This window comes from Carnobacterium sp. FSL E2-0243 (genome assembly GCF_038003605.1).
GTDB lineage: Bacteria > Bacillota > Bacilli > Lactobacillales > Carnobacteriaceae > Carnobacterium > Carnobacterium maltaromaticum.
On sequence record NZ_JBBOPM010000001.1, the window covers coordinates 1,539,467 to 1,554,953 of the forward strand.

The following is a 15,487-nucleotide window of genomic DNA, read 5'->3' on the forward strand; positions in this document are numbered from 1 at the left end:
AATGGGTTTTTTTGGCTTTTATATAGCATAAATATTCTTTTTCTGCTATTATTTATACAAGATAGAAATTAGACGAGACTAATAATAGTAAGATGCACTTATATTTTTTTAAAGAAGAGGAGTAATTAAGATGAAGCAAAAAAAATGGATTAATTTAATTCTGTTTCTCTGTGTGAGTTTAAGTATTTGGGGAGGAACAAAAACGGTTGAAGCGGCGGAAACTTCTTTAGCTGATGTGAAAAGTAGTGGAAAGTTGGTTATTGGAACAAGTGCGGATTATCCGCCCTATGAATTCCATGCAAAACTAGATGGAAAAGATCAAATCGTAGGTATGGATATTTTAATTGCTGAAAAAATTGCAAAAGATATCGGTGTCAGTTTAGTTATTCGTGATATGGATTATGATAGTTTATTACCTGCTTTAGAAGCTGGTAAGGTGGATATGGTCATTGCAGGAATGAATCCAACGGATGAAAGACGTAAGAGTGTAGATTTTTCAGATATCTACTATCAAGGTGGACAATTTATTATTATCAGAAATGAAGATAAAGATATTTTTACTCAAAAAAGTGATTTTTCTGGTAAAATATTAGGTGTTCAAAAAGGCACAATGCAAGAAACTGTTGCGAAAGAACAAATTGAAGACGTAAAAATGATGGGTTTAACTAAGATTCCTGATTTGATATTAGCGTTAACAACTAAGAAAATTGATGGGATTGTGTTAGAAGAACCTAGTGCTTTAGCCTATGTTTCAAATGATAAAAATTTGGCTTTTATTGATGGGAAATTTGACTTAGATGCAAATGAGCAAGGTTCCGCTATTGCTTTTAGAAAAGGCTCTGAATCATTAGTAACTGCAGTTAATCAAAGTATTGCTGAGATTAAGGAGCAAAACTTAATTCCACAATTTATCAAAAAAGCGGGAGAACAACTTATTGAGGGACAAGGTGGTAATGAAGAAGGCGATGTTAAACCAATCTTTTCATTCTGGGAATATTTTGCCAAAGGAACGGGTTATACAATCTTTATTGCTTTTATTAGTGTTATTATAGGGATTATTTTAGGGGCAGTATTAGCATTAATGCGTCTTTCTAAAAGTAAAATTTCAAGAGGAATAGCCGGAGTATATGTAGAATTTGTTCGTGGAACTCCAATGATGATTCAAGTGATGTTTATCTATTTTGCTTTAGGGGTCGTCATTAATATTCCAGCTTTACTTGCAGGAATTATTGCGGTATCTTTAAACAGTGGTGCCTATATTTGTGAAATCATTCGTTCAGGCTTAAATTCTGTTTCAAAAGGGCAAATGGAAGCGGCTAGAAGTTTAGGCATGGGTAAGGTTGACACTATGCGCTATATTATCTTCCCACAAGCCCTTAAAAATATTTGGCCAGCTTTAGGGAATGAATTTATTACAGTTATTAAAGAAAGTTCAATCGTTTCTATTATTGGAGTGGGAGATTTAATTTATCAAACAAAAGTTGTTACAGCGATTACTTATCGCCCTGTTGCTCCATTAGCAGTTACTTTAATTATCTACTTTATTTTAACATTTAGCTTAACAAAACTACTAAATTATTATGAAGGGAAGATGAATCATGATTAAAATTGCACATTTAAAGAAGTCATTTGGTGACGTTGAGGTTTTAAAAGATATCAATGAAGAAGTTAATAAAGGCGAAGTAGTAGTAATTATTGGGCCTTCTGGTTCAGGTAAAAGTACACTATTACGTTGTTTAAACTTGCTTGAAGAACCAACAAGTGGAGATATTATTTTTGAAGATACGACGATTACAAAGGTTGGACAAGACAAATTGAACCAACTTCGCGAGAAAATGGGAATGGTTTTTCAAAGTTTTAATTTGTTTCCACATATGACTGTTGTTGAAAACTTAAAAATAGCTCCAATGAAAGTTAAAGGTTTAACTGCAACAGAGGCAGAGGAAAAAGCTAAAGATTTATTAGCAAAAGTTGGTTTAGCTGATAAAGCTGACGCCTATCCAGCTAGCCTATCAGGTGGTCAACAACAACGGGTTGCGATTGCGAGAGCGTTAGCGATGGATCCAGATGTGATGCTATTTGATGAACCAACTTCAGCCTTAGATCCAGAAATGGTAGGAGAAGTTCTTAAGGTAATGAAAGACTTGGCAGAATCAGGAATGACGATGGTGGTTGTCACTCACGAAATGGGATTTGCAAAAGAAGTATCCGATCGCGTACTATTTATGGATGCTGGTTATATTGTAGAACAAGGAACACCAACTGAAGTTTTTGAACATCCAAAGAATGAAAGAACACAAGATTTTCTAGCAAAAGTATTATAAAAAAAGTAGCACAGCAAACGGCTGTGCTACTTTTTTAGTATAAAATAGAATGATTTTTACATTGTAACCTTTAAAATTAATTCTCATTTAGACTAGATTTAAGTTACTTTAAATGTTAAAATAATAAGAGTAATAAAATTAAATTAAGAAGAATGTGTACTTAGTATAAGAAGAAAACCAAGTGGTTTTTTATTGAGCTAAATGTATGGAATCTTGATAACTAAAGTTGTTTTCTGAGAGTATCTTTTAAAAACGTGAAAATAAGACAGATGTAGAGGAGGATAAAGATATGAGCTATAAAATTAATCAAGTTGCTCAAAAAATTGGGGTTAAGCCGCAAATTATTCGTTATTATGAACATGAGGGAATGTTAAGTAATATTTCACGTAATCCAAATGGCTATCGTTCCTATTCAGAAGAGGATATCAGTTATATTCGTTTTCTAGAATCTGTAAAAAAATTAAAAAGAAGTGGATTGCCATTAATTGATTTAAGAGAGTATGCAAAATTAATTAATAGCGAGAATAAAGAGTGTACGGTTGAAAAAAAAGCACTTGAAGATGAGTATGAGAAAATAAATACTTATATTGAAAATTTGGTTGAAGCTAAGGAATATATCAAAAAAAAATTAAAAAAATAAAAAGAGAAAATTTGGATTGTCCATCAAAGATTGTCCAAATTTTCTCTTTTTTATTTTTCTGTATAGCGAGTTAAGAAATGAGATAGTTTTTCTAAGCCAGTAAGTAAAGTCTCTGTGTGCGTACAGTATCCTAAACGAGCATGTTGTTCTAAATCAAATCTTGAACCAGGAACTAGTAAAACTCCTGTTTCCTCTAATAGTTGAATACAAAATTCTTCTGAGTTAAGCGGAATATCAAGTTTAATAAAAGATGTAGAGACTGATTTTGGAAGAATAACAGAAACTAAAGGTTCATTAGCAACCCATTTTTCTAAAATAGCTAGATTTTTAGAAACAATTTTTTTATTTCTATTTAAGACCAGCTTTTTATTTTTTAGTGTATGAACAGCTAAAGCATCATCAATGACACCCGCACAAATCATCGTATAATCACGATATTTTCTGAATAAGTTCGCTGTTTCATGATTACTTGCTGTCCAGCCAATTCGAATCCCAGGTACGGAATAAGTTTTTGAGAGACTATTTGTTGCAATACCTTTTTCGTATAAATCAACAATTGATGGAATTGAATGAGCATCATCCAATGGTTTATATACCTCATCAACTAAAATATAAGCATCAACTGATTTAGCAATTTCAATAATTTTTTGTAAGAATTCTTCACTTAACAAGGTTCCTGTGGGGTTATTAGCATTATTTAAACAAATTAATTTTGTATCTGTTCGAATTAGTTTTTTTAAATCAGCTAATTGGGGTTGCCAAGCATTTTCTGCCTTTATTTCCCAAAAAGAAACGTCTGCTCCAAGTGATTTTGGGATATCATATAACTGTTGGTAACTTGGGTGCATCGCAATTACATGATCATTAGGTTCAACTAAAGCATATAAAGCTAAAAGATTGGCACCTGTTGCGCCATTTGTTTGTAAAATATTATCAACAGGCATATTTTTATACAGCTTACTCACTTCATTTTTAAATTCGGGTGATCCCTCAATCCATCCATAATTCATTTTTTTAGGTAATAATTCTGAAAAAAAATCTTGTGGCTGAGTACCATCAATTGAAATAATTTCTTCTAAAGTAAACGAAGCAATTGAACTGCCTGCTAAATCATATATTGCTGATTTTTCTCTTTCATTTAACCACTCTTCAACACCAAAATGTGCAATTTTCATTTTTATTCTCCTTTTAATTAACTTTAAGCGCGTATTTCTCTCTATTTTACTTTACTGTAAAATGGGCAATAAATAAACAATAAGTTACAAAAATTTAAAGTGCTTTCGATTGACTTCTCAGTCAAAAGGGCGTATGCTCTTGTTTGACTAGTAAGTCAATTAGTGTGTAATAGATTGGGGGAGTGAGTAAAATGAAAGCAATCGAGATTAATGGATTGACTAAAATGTACAAAGACAAGGCTGCTGTTAAAAATGTTCATTTAGAGGTAAATGAGGGAGAAATATTTGGTTTTATTGGACCTAATGGAGCAGGGAAGTCAACGACAATTAAAGCTCTTTTAAATTTCATTTATCCAACTAGTGGGAGTGCGAAAATTTTAGGGTTAGATAGTGTGAAAGATTCCAAGGCTATAAAAAGAGAAGTCAGTTATGTGTCTAGTGATGTACGCTTTTATCCAGCGATGACGGCTTCTGAAATTATTGGCTATGCTGCAGAATTTCATCAAATTAAAGATGCCGAAGCTAAAATAAAGCATTATTATGACCGCTTTGAAATTGAATCGAATAAGAAATTAGGGGATATGTCGCTAGGAAATAAGAAAAAAGTGGCAATTGTTGCTGGTTTAATTGCTGAACCTAAATTAATGATTTTAGATGAACCTTCAAGTGGCTTAGATCCATTAATGCAGCATCGTTTATTTGAAATTTTAACTGAGAGGAATAAAGCGGGGATGACTGTATTTTTATCTAGCCATGATTTAATGGAAGTTCAAAATTATTGCAGTAAGGCTGCTTTTATTAAAGATGGTGAGCTTATTCGAATTGAAGACATTGATAAAGATAAAGCAGATGGTAAGGTAGTCCAATTAAGAGGAAAGAACCTGAATGGAACAGAGTTTATTAAAAAAGGCGCTACAATTATAGAATCAACAACGTCTAGTCTCAAGTTTATTTATAATGGAGATTTACAGCTGATTTTACCGTTATTCGTAAATTCGTCAATTACTGATATTATTATTAAAAATCAAGATTTAGAAGATAAGTTTATGGCGATGTATGAGGGAGGTAAAAAAGCATGACAATTTTTAAAATTGAATGGAAAACACAATATAAAAGTGTTCTTGCTTGGTGTGGTGTCATTGTGCTTATTTTAAGTTTATTTATGGCTGTTTTTCCAACAATGCAGAGTGCAGGAATGACAGATATCGTTAACACGAAACTTAGTGCAATGCCGCAAGATGTTTTGAAAATATTTAATTTAAATGATGGATCTAGTTTATTGGAAGTGATGGGTTATTTTGCTTATGTTTTTCAATATGTCTTTATTGCTTCTGCTATCTATGCCGTTCTTATAGGCGCGCAAGCTTTAATTAAAGAAGAATCAGATGGAACGATTGAATTTTTATATGCTCAGCCAATGACTAGAAAAGAATTAGTAGGTTTTAAAATGGTTGCTAATTTAGCAATACTTGCTACTTTTTGGGTGATAACTTTTATTTTTGCAGCAATAATTATTTTGATTTTTAGAAACGAAACAGATAAATTAGGTGATATATTTTTTAAGTTGATTCAATTATTTTTAAATGATGGTTTAATTTTGATAGCTTTATTAGGTATTGGTTTCTTTTTTTCAACAATTATTAAATCAAGTAAACAAGCGACAGGTTTAGCTTTAGGATTTGTTTTTGGAACATATGTGATTGGGATTTTATCTGAGTTAAATGATAAAGTTAGTTTTCTTAAATATATTTCACTATTACATTATGGCGTTCCTGCTAATTTACTAAAAGAGTGGATGGGTTGGACTTATTTAATTATTTTAATAGTAGTGATAACTGTTTTTAGTTTATTGAGTATTTTTATGTATCAAAAGAAGGATTTGAAAATATGAAAGAAGAGCGTGAACAACGTATTTTAGATGCCGCTATGAGTGAATTTGCTACTCATAGTTACTATGAAGCCAAGACGGATCGAATTGCGGAAATTGCCAAAGTATCAAAAGGGTTAATTTTTCATTATTTTGGATCAAAAGAAAAATTATATTTACAAACAGTCCAAGCGGCTTTGACTATCTTGATTAATGCCGTGGATTTAGATCAAGCGCCTAAAAAAGATTTAGTTCAGTTAGTTGTTTGGTCAACAACCAAAAAGATTTTTTTAAGTCAGGAATATCCATTGGCTTTTCGTCTGGTTTTACAATCCTACGGAAATGCTCCTAAAAAACTGCAAAGTCAACTTCAGGAGTTTTATCAAGAACAGCAAAAGAAATCTTATGAAGTGATCGAGCATGTATTGAATCAAATGACTTTGAAACCTGAGGTATCTAAGGAGGTTGCTGTTAGTTTAATTCAAAGTGTTTTTGAAAATATCCAGATTGAAGCACAACGCTATTTGAAAGCTAACCCAGAAGCAACTGCCACAGATTTTGAGTTTTTATTTACCAGAACAAAAGAAATGCTGTATTTTATTCAATATGGCATGTGTGAAGTAAATTAACTAGTTCAAAGAGATAGGACTAATTTTTAAAGAGCGATGACTTTATACCGGAGTATACCCGGTGTATGGTTGTCGTTTTTGCATATAGCAAAGAGTACTAAAAAGTGTTATGTAAATTTGATTCGCTATAAAAAGCTCTCGCTAATCGTTTATGGATAGATCCAAGAACAAGTAGCAAGAGCTGATATGCAAATTATACTAAAGTTTATAACATAGGATTTAGTCGATTAAATCAACTGGTTTACGCCAAATACCTAAAATCAAGGCAGATATAACTGTTCCGATAGCGAGTGAAGCTAGGAATAGCAATGCATGATTTGCTAGAGTAATAACAAAAATTCCACCATGAGGGGCTGGTATACTAATTCCCCAGAATTGCGTTAAACCTCCGGCGATAATCGCTCCAATAACAGAAGAACCAATAACTCGAATCGGATCCGTTGCTGCAAAAGGAATTGCACCTTCTGTGATAAATGATAAACCTAAAATATAGTTTGTTAAACCAGATTTTCTTTCATCTGCAGTAAATTTATTTTTAAAAATAGTTGAAGCTAATGCAATTGCTAAAGGAGGAACCATTCCGCCTGCCATAACAGCTGCCATTAATTTTCCATCACCAGTATCAGTAAAGACGCCAATTGAAAAGGTATAGGCAGCTTTATTAAAAGGACCACCCATATCAAATGCCATCATTCCACCTAGTAAAGCACCAAGTAAAACGGCATTTCCAGTTCCAAGATTTTCTAAGAAATTTAGCATTGCTGTATTAATTGAACCAAAGATAGGGTCAATGATAAAGAACATTACTGCACCAATAATTAAAAGCCCAAAGACAGGGTACAATAAAATTGGTTTGATACCATCAAGTGATTTTGGAAGCCCACTAAAGAGCTTTCTTAAGCCTAAGATAATATATCCGGCAATAAAACCAGCAGCTAAACCACCAAGGAATCCAGCACCACTTTCAACTGCCATAAATCCACCAACCATACCAGGCATTAAACCTGGTCGATCACCGATACTCATTGCAATAAATCCAGCTAAAATCGGAATTAAAAAGCTAAAAGCATTTCCACCAATTGAGTTTAAGAATTGAAAGGCTTGACTTTTATCTCCCATCGTATTTTCAACTAGGAAAGAAATAGCCATTAAAATTCCGCCACCAACCACAAAAGGTAACATGTGCGAAACACCATTCATTAAATCTTTATAAATCTTACTCCAAATAGAGCCACCAGATTTTTCATTCGTCTCAGAACTTTTTTCACCACTAGCATGATAAATAGGTGCATCACTGGCAACTGCTTTACGAATCAACTCTTCTGATTTACGAATACCATCGCTAACTGGTCGTTCTAGAACAGCTTTTCCTGCAAAACGATTCATTTCTACATTTTTATCTGCAGCAACAATGACACCAGCTGCGCGAGCAATTTCATCATCTGTTAATTTATTTTTAATTCCTTCAGATCCATTAGTTTCAACACGAATATCAACACCCATTTCAGCTGCTTTTTTCTTTAATGCATCTTCCGCCATGTAAGTGTGAGCAATACCGGTGGGACAAGCTGTTACGGCCACGACAAAGGGTTTATCTTCACTGGGTACTGAGTTTTTACTAGCTTCTAGCTCAGCTTTTTCAGCTTCAGCATAAGCAATTTCAGCTTGAGCAACCAGTTCTTCAACTTCATCAGGTGAAGTTGCTTCTTTTAATGAGGCTACAAAATCAGGATTAATGAGTAATTTTGAAAGTCCTGCTAGTGCTTGTAAGTGAGTATCATTTGCGCCTTCTGGAGCAGCAATCATAAAGAATAGAAAGGCAGGTTGTCCGTCTAGTGAGTCATAATCTACCCCTTGGGCACTTTTAGCAAATAACACAGTTGCTTGATTAACCGCTTTGTTTTTTGCATGTGGCATAGCAATTCCATCACCTAAACCAGTTGATGTTTGAGCTTCCCGTTTCATAATGCCTTCTTTATAAATTTCTGCATCGCTAATTCTTCCACTAGCTGCTAGTTTTGCAATCATTTCATCAATCGCAGCTTCTTTGGTCGTTGCTTTTAAATCCATAATCATTACATCTTTGACTAATAGGTCTTTTATATTCATAATAATTCCTCCAATTTATTTTAGTATTGTTGAGTAATTTTTACATCGTTCACTAAGGCTAAAATGTTTTCCTTCGTAGCTAAGTCATCTGAAAATGCTGTCGCGCTTCCTGTTGCTACACCCATTTGAAAAGCTTTAATGGGATCATTTGTTGCAACGTATGTCCCAATAAATCCTGCAATCATTGAATCACCGGCACCAACTGAATTTTTGACTGTGCCTTTAGGAACAGTTGACGTATAAATTACATCAGGCGTGAAGAAGAGTGCGCCGTCGCCAGCCATTGAAATTAGAGCATATTGTGCACCTAATTCGATTAATTTTTTGCCAAAAGGTAACATCTCTTCAACACTTGAAAAAGTCACATTAAACAACTCTGCAAGCTCGTGATGATTTGGTTTAACTAAAAGTGGATGGTAGGGTAGAGCATTCATTAAATCAGTACCTGTTGTATCAATAACAAATTCAGCACCCGATTTAGTAATCAACTCAATCATTTTATGATAATAGTCATCCGGTAAAGAAGGAGGTTTGCTCCCTGATAAAATAACGACATCATCTGATGTTAGTTGATCTAATTGAGTTAATAATGCCGAAGCTTCTTTAGATGTAATAGTCGGTCCTAAACCATTGACCTCAGTTTCAGAAATCGCTTTTAATTTTATGTTAATTCTAGTATCATCTTGAATGGATATGAAATTAGTCTTCACACCTTCTTTTACTAACCAATCGCTAATAAAATGACCCGTAAATCCTCCAATAAAACCAAGAGTGGTTGTGTCATGATCTAACTGATGCAAGACGCGGGAAACGTTAATTCCTTTTCCACCAGGTAATTTAAGATCGCTATCCATTCTATTTAGTTCACCTAGTTCAATTTTTTCTAAATGAACAATGTAATCAATAGATGGATTTAATGTAACCGTATAAATCATATTTTCACCTCTATAATTTTTGTTTTTGTAAAGTAGGATTGATAATCAATCTGGTTAAGCGTTTCAGTCAAGATAGTTGCTGATTCAATTAAAGCCACTTGAGTAAAATTAACCTTATCAAATTTACTTTTATCAAGTAAGATAAAAGTTTCAAATCCTTGTTTAAGCGCCATGGATTTTAATGAAGCTTCTTCAGGATCAGGTGTTGTATAACCGTATTTAGGATGTACACCATTCATGCCAAGGAATGTTTTATCGAACTGGTAACGAGCTAACTCGGCAATGCTTGTTGAACCTATGATTGCTTTAGTTGTATTTTTCAACTGACCACCAATTAAAATTGTATTGATTTTATAATCAGCTAAAAGTGAGGCATGTTGCACGCCATTGGTGACCACGGTAATATTTTTTTGAGTTAGAAAGGGAATCATCTCGATTGTTGTTGAGCCAGCATCAATGTAGATAGTATCATTATTATGAACTAGAGAAGCTGCTAATTGAGCAATAGCTTTTTTTTGAACAATATTCTTAGCCGATTTTTCAACGATATCTAATTCTTCGTCGAGGTGATAATTTCTTTTGGCACCACCGTGGACTCGGATTAGTTCGCCACTTTCTTCAAGTAAGGCTAAGTCTCTTCTGATTGTTGATTCAGAACAATTTAATTCCATCATTAAATCTTGGGACTTAACAATATCCGATTCAGTTAATTTCTTGATAATAAACGCATGCCTTTCCTCGGTTAACATAGTATTCCTCCTATCCTAAATAATGAGAGCTAAAAAAGAAATTTCTAACCTAAAAATATCAAGACTACATTATTCAATGAAATTGCCTCATACAAATTAAATTTCCTTAATTCTTTATGATAAAAGAAGTGTACCATCAAAAACGGTCAAAAACAATCAAAAGGTGTCAAAGTTTTAAAAAAAGTGAAATTAATTTGTAGCGCTACCAATTTTAGATTAACTAGAAATTAGTGTAAGTATTGGTAGTGATTGGTTTTGGCTGATTTGTCAGGATACTAAATTAAGTAGTCAAAAACCGTCAAATAGTAGTTCTTTTAATACAACATTATTTTTAAAAATAGATATTTCAATTATTTATTCGTAGTTGAAGAAAAAATAAATAATGGAATGATCGTTATTGTTGCTGTTTGATTTCTTTAGGGATACAATTATGTTGCGAATAGATTTCTTGGTAGTATCTAAGGAGGAGAAAAGATGAAAAAAATTCTAATAGTAGGATTTGTATGTATTTCATTAATGGTATTGGGTGGATGTGGAACAAAAAATGAAGATGTAAAAAAAGAAAGTACAAGTGAAATGAGTGCTATTTCTAGTGAAGAGAAAAAAGACAAAAATTCAAAAAATGAAACAAATAGTGAATCTAGTTCGGAAGTTTCTTCAGAAGTAAGTAGTAGTATTGTAGAGGAAGAATCATCATCAGAGGTAGTTGTGGAAGAAGTTGAAACTAAGATAACTGATGCGAAGTCTGCAACTGAATATTTATTAAAACAATTAAATATGGGACCAGACATTCAAGGTAGCGGTGAAGAAAATAGTGTTACTGAACTTGAAAAAGATGATAAAGGCGATTTTTATACGATTCGCTTAGTTTCATTGGAATTGAAAAATAATGGTGGAAGTGGAACAATAGGCAGATATAAAGTTTATCTAGATGGAAACTATGAACTTTTAAATTAATAATTAAATTCTGTTTAAAACAAATAGTTATACTGAGAAAATTGAGTAACCGTTTTGTAGATAGATTTAAAAATAAGAGATTGGCAAGAAAACTAATTTTAGTTTTTCTGCCAATCTCTTATTTATTTACTTTTCATCTACTTCAGCGCTAGATACACTATTGAAAACTTTTTTTAGAAGGCTTTTATGCTCATCTAACTCATTCCAATTTAGAACTGGAATGGCATTACGTCCTAATGTTTTATAAAGCAAATCAGCAACAGATTGTTTAGCTAAGTATTGACTCCATAATGAATCTGCTTGTTCAAAGGTCTCAGCCAATACGACTTCTCCTTGATTGGCAGCTACTTGCATATCTTGAAAAACGACGTCGATTAATCCTGAGTTTGGATAGGTACTTACTTTTCCTTCAACCGCTTCAACAATTTGTAAAATTGAAATATCATCGGGGGAGTGAACTAAAGTAAAACCTCCATTGTTTCCAGAAACTGAGGTAACTAAATTATTAACTACCAGCTTACGCATTAATTTTTTTATATACGTTGGAGATCCATTTAAACGATGGTTAATTACACTAGAAGTAACAGGGATGGCTTTATCTTGTGTCGCAAGCAGAGTAATAATACAAATCGCCTGTTCTAAGCTTTTATTTAATTTCATTCGATACCTTCTTTCAACTTTTGAGTGTTTCTCATTAAGACTAGTATAGCATATTCTTTTTAACAGGCTACTATTTTGAAATAGAAACAGTCACTTTTTTTATTTTATCTTTATATTTAGTAAAAAAACTCCTAACCAAGGAAAGGTTAGGAGTAGAAATTATTCTTTTTCAATAGGTGCTTCTGTTTTTTCTGGTTCAACAGCAACTTCTTTAGCAAAGTAATTATCGCGAACTTTTTTCTCAATTTCAGCATATAGCTCAGGGTTATCTAATAGATATTTTTTAGCATTTTCACGGCCTTGACCAATGCGTTCTCCATTATATGAATACCATGCGCCAGCCTTGTCGATAATATCACTATCAGAAGCCATATCCACTAATTCACCAGCACGTGAGATACCTTCACCGTACATAATATCTACCTCAGCAATTTTAAAAGGTGGAGCTACTTTATTTTTTACAACTTTTAGTTTTGTTCTATTTCCTAAAATGTCAGTACCAGTTTTAATTTGTTCAGCACGACGAACTTCTAACCGAATGGTTGCATAGAATTTAAGCGCACGTCCACCAGGAGTTACTTCAGGATTCCCAAACATGACGCCAACTTTCTCACGAATTTGGTTAATAAAGATACAAATAGTTTTTGTATTATTAATTGATCCTGATAATTTACGAAGAGCTTGTGACATAAGTCTAGCTTGAAGACCAACATGACTTTGTCCCATTTCACCTTCGATTTCGGCACGAGGAACAAGAGCAGCAACTGAATCGACAACCAAAATATCTACGGCACCACTGGATACTAATGCATCAGCAATTTCAAGTGCTTGCTCACCAGTGTCAGGCTGTGATAGAAGTAAATCATCAATATTAACGCCTAATGCGGCTGCATATTTTGGGTCTAAAGCATGTTCGGCATCAATAAAGGCTGCAGTTCCACCAGCTTTTTGGGCTTCTGCAATAGCATGTAAAGCCATAGTTGTTTTACCAGAACTTTCAGGACCATAGACTTCAAGGATCCGTCCTTTAGGATAACCACCTACTCCTAATGCCACATCTAAAGCGATTGAGCCGCTTGAAATTGTTTCAATTTTCATTGATGTTTTTTCGCCTAATTTCATAATGGCGCCTTTACCAAAATCTTTTTCAATTTTACTAAGAGCTTTGCTTAATGCAGCTTGTTTGCCGTCGCCCATTTTTTGTGATATATCTCTTGGAGCCATTTTTTCTTTTGCCATCTTTTTTTTCCTCCTCTAAACTTTCTCTCTTTTTCTATTATACGAACAATTGTTCGATAAGTAAAGAACTATTCGTTAAAATAAGAGACTATTTTAAATTATAACGTATTTTTATAAGAACTGCATGTTTTAAAACACTAAATCCTCCTTTAGATGCTCTCTTATTAAGATTATATGTAAAAGATAGGAAAAGGATTTAATTTTATTTTTTTGTTCGTTCTAGTTGTAATAGAACATGGTTGGTGTTATAGTTTGTGTATAACGAAAATAGGTTTAGGAGATGAGAGTAAAATGAATACAGATTTTAGTCAAATAAGTCAAATTGATTTAAGACCCTTTATTCCAATTATTGTATTAGCTACCTTACTCAGTGTTGTTGCATTAATTGATCTGATTCGTTACCGCAAAGAACGTAAGAATTTTTGGATATGGTTTATTATTATTTTATTTGTCAATACAATAGGTTCGATACTTTATTTTATTTTCGGCAGAAAGGATAAATACTATGGAAATTAGCATTGAGAATATATCAAAAAAGTTTAAACAAAAAAAAGCAGTCGTGGATTTTTCCTTAAAGATACAGGCTAATGAGTGTGTGGCATTGATTGGACCAAACGGGGCTGGCAAAACAACTTTACTAAAAATTATTGTTGGGATTTTAGAAGCCTCTGAAGGAACTATTTATTTAAATGATCAAAAAAGTACGACTCAAAAGAAAAAAATTGGATATTTGCCTCAAACACCTCAATTTTTTCAATGGATGACTGCAGAAGAGACTTTATTTTTTATGGGATCTTTATCAAATATGAGTGCAATTGAGCTTGATAGGGAGATTCCCTTAGTCCTAAAAAAAGTTGGATTACACGATAGCGGGAAAATAAAAATCAGTCAATTTTCTGGCGGTATGAAACAACGTTTAGGTATTGCACAAGCGATTTTGCATAAACCAAGCTTTCTAGTTATGGATGAACCTGTTTCAGCATTAGATCCTATCGGTAGAAGAGAAGTAATTGCTATTTTAAATGAGATCAAGAAAGAAACAGCAATTATTTTTTCAACCCATATTTTAAATGATGCAAGCGAAATATGTGATCGTTTTTGCTTAATAAAAAAAGGACATAAAGTATTAGACACTACATTAGATGAATTATATGATGCTAATTCTAAAAACCAATTTGTCGTCAAGTATAAAGGCGATGGGTCAAGGTGGTTAGAACATGTTCGGCAATTGTCGTTTGTCATAGAAGTGAGTGAAAAAAAACAAGAAGCAATTATTTCTGTTACAGATAGCGCACAAAATAAGATCAAGATTTTATCTAGTGTAGTAGAAGTTAATCTTGATGTAATCTCATTTGAAGTGAGACAAGAAAGTATTGAAGATATCTTTTTTAAGGAGGTTTTAGCAGAATGAAAGGTTTACTTGTTTTGTTAAAAAAGGAATATCAGCAATCTTACAAAGAATTTAAATTATTTTGGTTGCCAATTGTCTTTTTATTTTTAGGTATTAGTCAACCTATTACTTTATATTTTTTACCAGAGATACTAAAAAAATTAGGTGGTACTGAGGGTATTTCGATTATTCCTATTCAGCAATCTGGAAGTGAAGTTTTATCAGCAACCTTAAGTTCACAGTTTGATCAACTGGGTATGATGGTAGTGGTCGTTGCGACAATGGGCACAATTTTATCTGAAAAAAATAATGGAATGTTGGATTTCATCTTAACGAAACCAGTTTCAGAATGGAATTATATAATAAGTAAATGGTTGGCCAATTTTTCAATAGTAGCAATAGGGATTATTTTAGGCTACTATGCCTCTATTTATTATACGATGATTTATTATTCAGCAGTGCCTTTGATAACCAGTTTTTGGGCATTAATCTGCTTCTTACTTTGGGTAGGGTGGATAATTTCACTGATTTTATTTTGTAGTACTTTTTTTAAAAGCCAAGGAATGGTTGCCTTGATTACTTTAGGTGTTTTTTTTCTTTTAAAATTAGTAGCTAGCTTTGATTTAGCTATAAATATAATCAACCCTGCAATGTTGAGTCAACAAGCAATCAATTTTTTAGTAACAGAAAAATGGAATGCAACGGTTACTGGATCACTTATTTTTTTAATTAGTACAGCAGCTATTTTGATTTATAGTAGTGTTATATGGATTAAACATAGAAAATATACAATCCATGCATAGATAGGAGGGA

At 32.9% G+C, this 15,487-nt stretch carries 16 protein-coding genes; 10 read left to right on the plus strand and 6 right to left on the minus strand.

The window, feature by feature from the left end; all coding sequences use genetic code 11:
- Nucleotides 1-130: 130 nt before the first annotated feature.
- The 3 genes from MHI00_RS07205 (at nucleotide 131) to MHI00_RS07215 (ending at nucleotide 2,964) form a co-directional block, all read left to right on the plus strand.
- A complete protein-coding gene (locus MHI00_RS07205) occupies nucleotides 131-1,606 on the plus strand; it encodes an ABC transporter substrate-binding protein/permease (RefSeq protein ID WP_010052986.1) in 1,476 nt (491 codons plus the stop codon).
- Nucleotides 1,599-2,324, plus strand: a complete 726-nt coding sequence (locus MHI00_RS07210) for an amino acid ABC transporter ATP-binding protein (protein WP_010052989.1) — start codon at nucleotides 1,599-1,601, stop codon at nucleotides 2,322-2,324. The genes MHI00_RS07205 and MHI00_RS07210 overlap by 8 nt, the downstream gene beginning before the upstream one ends.
- A 289-nt stretch (nucleotides 2,325-2,613) precedes the next feature.
- Nucleotides 2,614-2,964, plus strand: coding sequence for a MerR family transcriptional regulator (locus tag MHI00_RS07215; protein ID WP_010052990.1), 351 nt, complete (start codon nucleotides 2,614-2,616; stop codon nucleotides 2,962-2,964).
- Between the two features lie 50 nt (nucleotides 2,965-3,014).
- On the opposite strand, the gene MHI00_RS07220 is transcribed toward MHI00_RS07215, so the two are convergent.
- On the minus strand, nucleotides 3,015-4,139 hold the full coding sequence (locus MHI00_RS07220; RefSeq protein WP_317912199.1) for an aminotransferase: 1,125 nt from the start codon (nucleotides 4,137-4,139) through the stop codon (nucleotides 3,015-3,017).
- Nucleotides 4,140-4,330: 191 nt separating this feature from the next.
- Between MHI00_RS07220 and MHI00_RS07225 the strand changes: the two genes are divergently transcribed.
- Genes MHI00_RS07225 through MHI00_RS07235 form a run of 3 tightly spaced genes read left to right on the plus strand, consistent with a single transcriptional unit; the run spans nucleotide 4,331 to nucleotide 6,635 of the window.
- Complete coding sequence (locus tag MHI00_RS07225; protein WP_135055329.1) at nucleotides 4,331-5,218, plus strand: ABC transporter ATP-binding protein; 888 nt, start codon at nucleotides 4,331-4,333, stop codon at nucleotides 5,216-5,218.
- Nucleotides 5,215-6,030, plus strand: a complete 816-nt coding sequence (locus tag MHI00_RS07230; protein WP_341112330.1) for an ABC transporter permease subunit — start codon at nucleotides 5,215-5,217, stop codon at nucleotides 6,028-6,030. The genes MHI00_RS07225 and MHI00_RS07230 overlap by 4 nt, the downstream gene beginning before the upstream one ends.
- Nucleotides 6,027-6,635 carry a TetR/AcrR family transcriptional regulator gene (locus MHI00_RS07235; protein WP_056999484.1) on the plus strand — a complete coding sequence of 203 codons (609 nt, stop codon included), beginning with the start codon at nucleotides 6,027-6,029 and terminating at the stop codon, nucleotides 6,633-6,635. The genes MHI00_RS07230 and MHI00_RS07235 overlap by 4 nt, the downstream gene beginning before the upstream one ends.
- A gap of 219 nt (nucleotides 6,636-6,854) precedes the next feature.
- Here MHI00_RS07235 and MHI00_RS07240 read toward each other — a convergent pair whose 3' ends face one another.
- Genes MHI00_RS07240 through MHI00_RS07250 form a run of 3 tightly spaced genes read right to left on the minus strand, consistent with a single transcriptional unit; the run spans nucleotide 6,855 to nucleotide 10,428 of the window.
- Entirely contained in the window at nucleotides 6,855-8,744 is a 1,890-nt protein-coding gene (locus MHI00_RS07240) for a PTS fructose transporter subunit IIABC (RefSeq protein WP_135055323.1), read from the minus strand.
- 20 nt (nucleotides 8,745-8,764) lie between these two features.
- On the minus strand, nucleotides 8,765-9,679 hold the full coding sequence (gene pfkB, locus MHI00_RS07245) for a 1-phosphofructokinase (protein ID WP_341112334.1): 915 nt from the start codon (nucleotides 9,677-9,679) through the stop codon (nucleotides 8,765-8,767).
- A complete protein-coding gene (locus MHI00_RS07250; protein ID WP_010052999.1) occupies nucleotides 9,676-10,428 on the minus strand; it encodes a DeoR/GlpR family DNA-binding transcription regulator in 753 nt (250 codons plus the stop codon). The genes pfkB and MHI00_RS07250 overlap by 4 nt, the downstream gene beginning before the upstream one ends.
- A 474-nt stretch (nucleotides 10,429-10,902) precedes the next feature.
- Here MHI00_RS07250 and MHI00_RS07255 point away from each other — a divergent pair, with 474 nt between their 5' ends.
- Entirely contained in the window at nucleotides 10,903-11,385 is a 483-nt protein-coding gene (locus tag MHI00_RS07255) for a hypothetical protein (protein WP_332630642.1), read from the plus strand.
- A 126-nt stretch (nucleotides 11,386-11,511) separates the two neighbouring features.
- Here the strand turns inward: MHI00_RS07255 and MHI00_RS07260 are convergent, their stop codons facing one another.
- Nucleotides 11,512-12,045: an Rrf2 family transcriptional regulator gene (locus tag MHI00_RS07260; protein WP_057001132.1), complete on the minus strand. Its 534-nt coding sequence runs from the start codon at nucleotides 12,043-12,045 to the stop codon at nucleotides 11,512-11,514.
- A 159-nt stretch (nucleotides 12,046-12,204) separates the two neighbouring features.
- Nucleotides 12,205-13,242: a recombinase RecA gene (gene recA / locus MHI00_RS07265; RefSeq protein WP_016356480.1), complete on the minus strand. Its 1,038-nt coding sequence runs from the start codon at nucleotides 13,240-13,242 to the stop codon at nucleotides 12,205-12,207.
- A gap of 333 nt (nucleotides 13,243-13,575) precedes the next feature.
- On the opposite strand from recA, the gene MHI00_RS07270 reads away from it, so the two are divergent.
- The 3 genes from MHI00_RS07270 to MHI00_RS07280 are packed head-to-tail and all read left to right on the plus strand — an operon-like array spanning nucleotide 13,576 to nucleotide 15,477.
- Nucleotides 13,576-13,800 (plus strand): PLD nuclease N-terminal domain-containing protein, encoded by a 225-nt coding sequence (locus MHI00_RS07270; protein WP_010053004.1) that lies wholly within the window; start codon nucleotides 13,576-13,578, stop codon nucleotides 13,798-13,800.
- On the plus strand, nucleotides 13,790-14,695 hold the full coding sequence (locus tag MHI00_RS07275) for an ABC transporter ATP-binding protein (RefSeq protein WP_035063756.1): 906 nt from the start codon (nucleotides 13,790-13,792) through the stop codon (nucleotides 14,693-14,695). Before MHI00_RS07270 ends, MHI00_RS07275 begins: the two co-directional genes overlap by 11 nt.
- A complete protein-coding gene (locus tag MHI00_RS07280; RefSeq protein WP_056999480.1) occupies nucleotides 14,692-15,477 on the plus strand; it encodes an ABC transporter permease in 786 nt (261 codons plus the stop codon). The genes MHI00_RS07275 and MHI00_RS07280 overlap by 4 nt, the downstream gene beginning before the upstream one ends.
- The last annotated feature ends 10 nt before the right edge of the window (nucleotides 15,478-15,487 follow it).

Coding starts and splice junctions, on each gene's coding strand:
- MHI00_RS07205 (WP_010052986.1), top strand. CDS start 131: ATGAAGCAAAAAAAATGGATTAATTTAATTCTGTTTCTCTGTGTGAGT.
- MHI00_RS07210 (WP_010052989.1), top strand. CDS start 1,599: ATGATTAAAATTGCACATTTAAAGAAGTCATTTGGTGACGTTGAGGTT.
- MHI00_RS07215 (WP_010052990.1), top strand. CDS start 2,614: ATGAGCTATAAAATTAATCAAGTTGCTCAAAAAATTGGGGTTAAGCCG.
- MHI00_RS07220 (WP_317912199.1), bottom strand. CDS start 4,139: ATGAAAATTGCACATTTTGGTGTTGAAGAGTGGTTAAATGAAAGAGAA.
- MHI00_RS07225 (WP_135055329.1), top strand. CDS start 4,331: ATGAAAGCAATCGAGATTAATGGATTGACTAAAATGTACAAAGACAAG.
- MHI00_RS07230 (WP_341112330.1), top strand. CDS start 5,215: ATGACAATTTTTAAAATTGAATGGAAAACACAATATAAAAGTGTTCTT.
- MHI00_RS07235 (WP_056999484.1), top strand. CDS start 6,027: ATGAAAGAAGAGCGTGAACAACGTATTTTAGATGCCGCTATGAGTGAA.
- MHI00_RS07240 (WP_135055323.1), bottom strand. CDS start 8,744: ATGAATATAAAAGACCTATTAGTCAAAGATGTAATGATTATGGATTTA.
- pfkB (WP_341112334.1), bottom strand. CDS start 9,679: ATGATTTATACGGTTACATTAAATCCATCTATTGATTACATTGTTCAT.
- MHI00_RS07250 (WP_010052999.1), bottom strand. CDS start 10,428: ATGTTAACCGAGGAAAGGCATGCGTTTATTATCAAGAAATTAACTGAA.
- MHI00_RS07255 (WP_332630642.1), top strand. CDS start 10,903: ATGAAAAAAATTCTAATAGTAGGATTTGTATGTATTTCATTAATGGTA.
- MHI00_RS07260 (WP_057001132.1), bottom strand. CDS start 12,045: ATGAAATTAAATAAAAGCTTAGAACAGGCGATTTGTATTATTACTCTG.
- recA (WP_016356480.1), bottom strand. CDS start 13,242: ATGGGCGACGGCAAACAAGCTGCATTAAGCAAAGCTCTTAGTAAAATT.
- MHI00_RS07270 (WP_010053004.1), top strand. CDS start 13,576: ATGAATACAGATTTTAGTCAAATAAGTCAAATTGATTTAAGACCCTTT.
- MHI00_RS07275 (WP_035063756.1), top strand. CDS start 13,790: ATGGAAATTAGCATTGAGAATATATCAAAAAAGTTTAAACAAAAAAAA.
- MHI00_RS07280 (WP_056999480.1), top strand. CDS start 14,692: ATGAAAGGTTTACTTGTTTTGTTAAAAAAGGAATATCAGCAATCTTAC.